Origin of the sequence: Dietzia timorensis (assembly GCF_020742175.1) — a bacterium.
Taxonomy (GTDB): Bacteria; Actinomycetota; Actinomycetes; order Mycobacteriales; family Mycobacteriaceae; genus Dietzia; species Dietzia timorensis_A.
This window is the reverse complement of the sequence record NZ_DYXM01000174.1, coordinates 1-2,776: the sequence shown is the minus strand read 5'-3', so window position 1 is coordinate 2,776 and position 2,776 is coordinate 1. Positions and strand designations below refer to the sequence as shown.

General features: G+C 69.4%; 3 protein-coding genes. All 3 read right to left on the bottom strand.

The features are described 5' to 3' along the window. Positions 1 to 505 precede the first annotated feature (505 nt). On the bottom strand, positions 506 to 1,549 hold the full coding sequence (locus K8V11_RS09115; protein ID WP_303913016.1) for a DUF418 domain-containing protein: 1,044 nt from the start codon (positions 1,547 to 1,549) through the stop codon (positions 506 to 508). Positions 1,550 to 1,662: 113 nt separating this feature from the next. Further along, positions 1,663 to 2,319: a response regulator gene (locus K8V11_RS09110; RefSeq protein WP_303913014.1), complete on the bottom strand. Its 657-nt coding sequence runs from the start codon at positions 2,317 to 2,319 to the stop codon at positions 1,663 to 1,665. Continuing rightward, the coding region (locus tag K8V11_RS09105) for an ATP-binding protein (protein WP_369693062.1) at positions 2,316 to 2,776 on the bottom strand (461 nt) is incomplete at its 5' end. The genes K8V11_RS09105 and K8V11_RS09110, both read right to left, overlap by 4 nt.

Below are 2,776 nucleotides of genomic sequence, written 5' to 3'. Positions count from 1 at the left end.
CCGCACCCGGAGGTCCGGGACATGTGGCAGGGCCGCGCCGGCGACACTCAGCGCTGGATTTCCGGAATGCGGCGCTACCAGGCAGCTGTGCGGGCGGCCGAGGACGGGTAGCCCCTCCGAGCGGGCGCCGCACCCCGCACCTGCTCCGCCGTGCCCGCTGTCGGTGCACGCATTTCGGCCTACACACCACGAAAGTGTACGAAATGCAGCGAATTCCGTGCTTTTTGTGGCCGCAACGTGGTGTCTAGGAGCCGAGAGGTGCCGTGGGCGCGGAATCCGAGTGGGCTGCGATGCCCAGTGGTGCCACACGGGCGAAATTAGCGCCCTTCGCCGCATCCCATCTGCCAAGGTCCGACCCCACGTCCAGCCGCAACCCCGCACCTCCATCCTTTTCGCCCACGCCCAGGCACTTTCCGTTGGCCGCGTAAAGACACGCGGCCAACGGAATTTGAGTAGGCTTCGGCGTCTGGCGGCGGCCAGCCGCGGCCGGCGACGCGCGACCCGATCAGGGCGCCGGGGCGAGCGTGGATGGCGTCGCCTCCGCGGCATCCGCGCCGCGCGAACGCCGAAGCGGCACGATCTCCCACCAGCTGAATGCGCGCAGCGCGGCCTCGAGCGGCCCTTGCCGCCAGGTGCGCAGCCACCACAGCGACACCCCGGCCTGTACGACGAGGATGAGCGTGGCCGCGACCATCGCCAAGGGCCAGACACGCGGCTGCGTCGGTGCGAAACCGAGCGGCCCCGAGAGAAGCTTTAGCGCCGTGATGATGAGGGTCGCTCCGACATAGTTCGTCAGCGAGGTGCGCCCGAGCGCGGCAATAGCACGCTGCACGCCGGGGAGGATCGAGCGCTGCACGGCCCAGACGACGAGCAGGCTGAGAGTGGCCGCGACCACGAGACCGGCGAACGCCGCGACTGCCGCGGCGAGGGTACTCCCGCCCGCTATTGCCGTGTTCTGGTGCTGCATCCACGTGCCGAGAACCGAGACCGGAAGCCCGATCGCCAGCCCGGCGGGGACGATCGTGCGCGAACGCTCCAACGTCCCCGGCATATCGGCGAGCCCCGCGGCGTAGCCGAGGAGGAACAGGCCGGGCACGAGGGCGAGGCCGCCGCCGGACACCGCGGCGAAGACGACCGCAGCCCCGCCGAGCGGCACGAGGACCGGCAGCGCCCACTTCTTCGGCAGGAACGTGGCCGGCAGCAGGAACACCAGCGCGGCGATCGCGTAGGGCAGCAGCGCCTCGCCGGGTTGGAGCAGTTGATGGAGCGCACCGACGACGCCGAGCAGAAGCACCCGGCGCAGCAGCACGATCCGCGGTGACGCAGAACGCGAGCGCGCGCCGCGCCACATCAGCGCAAACGAGATGCCGAACAGGAAGCTGAAAATCGGGAAGAAGCGCCCCGTGACGAACAGCTCCACCGCCGTATAGACGGGCGGAATGGACCCGTCGTCCGGAAATTGGAGGCCGAGGATCGGGGCGATGTTGGCGAAAATGATCCCGCAAAGCGCGAGGCCGCGGAGCACGTCGAGCGACTGGATTCTCTTCATGCTCACAGCATCGCAAGCAGGCCGGGCCCCGCGAATCCACCGAGAGGATGGTGCTCGCGCGTACGTATCGGCCAAAAGGATGATTTCTCGCCGCGCCGCGAAACCGGGCGCAGCTACTCCCCAACACCGTCCATATACCCCGAGCGCCACATCGCGGCGGCAATCTCGACACGGTTCCCCGCGCCCAGCTTGCGCGAGATCGACGCGAGGTGCGTTTTCACGGTGCTCAGCGAAATGAACAGCGACTCCGCGATCTCCGAATTTGTCGCCCCGCCGGCGAGCAGCCGCGCGACATCGAGCTCGCGCTGAGACAGCGAATCCACGGACTCGCGCAAGCCCTCGGGCGCGCGGCGGGCCGAGCTCCGGCTCCTACGCAGCAGCGCGGTCGTGATCTCCGGGCTGATCAGCGTGTCCCCCGAATACGCGGCGCGCACGCCCGCGAGCAGGAAATCCGCGCCCGAGTCCTTGAGGATAAATCCCGAGGCGCCGCCCGAAATCGCGGCATCCACGTAGTCGTCGTCGGAGAACGTCGTCACCATGACGACGGAGGTGCTGGATGAGACCCGGCGGCACACCTCGAGCCCGTCGACCCTGGGCATGCGGATATCGAGAAGGGCCACATCCGGCGACAGCCGCGCTATCGATTCGAGCGCGGCGGCGCCGTCGGCGACCTGGTCGACGACCTCGATGTCCGGGGCCGCGGACAGGATCATCGCGAAGCCGATGCGGACCATTTCCTGGTCGTCGGCGATGAGCACGCGGAAGGTCATGCGGAGTCCTTTCCTGCCTTCTCGGCTTTCCCGGCCTGCGGCAGCGTCGCGCGCAGTTCGAATCCGCGCTCCGGGAGCGCGCGGGCGCTCAGGGTGCCGCCGATTTCGGTGACCCGCGCGTCGAGGCTCTCGAGGCCGAATCCGTTGCCGCTGCCGAGCCCGGCGCCGCCGCCGGAGCCGTCGTCGGCGATGGCGAGCGCGATCGCGCCGGTGGCGTCGAGCTCCGCCGTCACAGATACGTGTGCGGCGTCCGCGGCGTGGCGGCGGATGTTCGTCAGCCCCTCCGTGAGCACCCGCAGCGCAACGAACTTCGCTCGCGGGCCGATGTCCGGCGAATCGAGCTCCCTCGCAATGTCCACCTCGACCTGCGCCCGCGTCGACTCGGCGAAGCGCCCGGCAATCGCGGTGAGTTCCTGGCGCAGCGACATCGCGGCGCCGGCATCGCCTACCGTGAGCC

Excerpts from the sequence above, each read along its gene's own strand:
- K8V11_RS09115 (WP_303913016.1), bottom strand. The coding sequence starts at position 1,549 with ATGAAGAGAATCCAGTCGCTCGACGTGCTCCGCGGCCTCGCGCTTTGC.
- K8V11_RS09110 (WP_303913014.1), bottom strand. The coding sequence starts at position 2,319 with ATGACCTTCCGCGTGCTCATCGCCGACGACCAGGAAATGGTCCGCATC.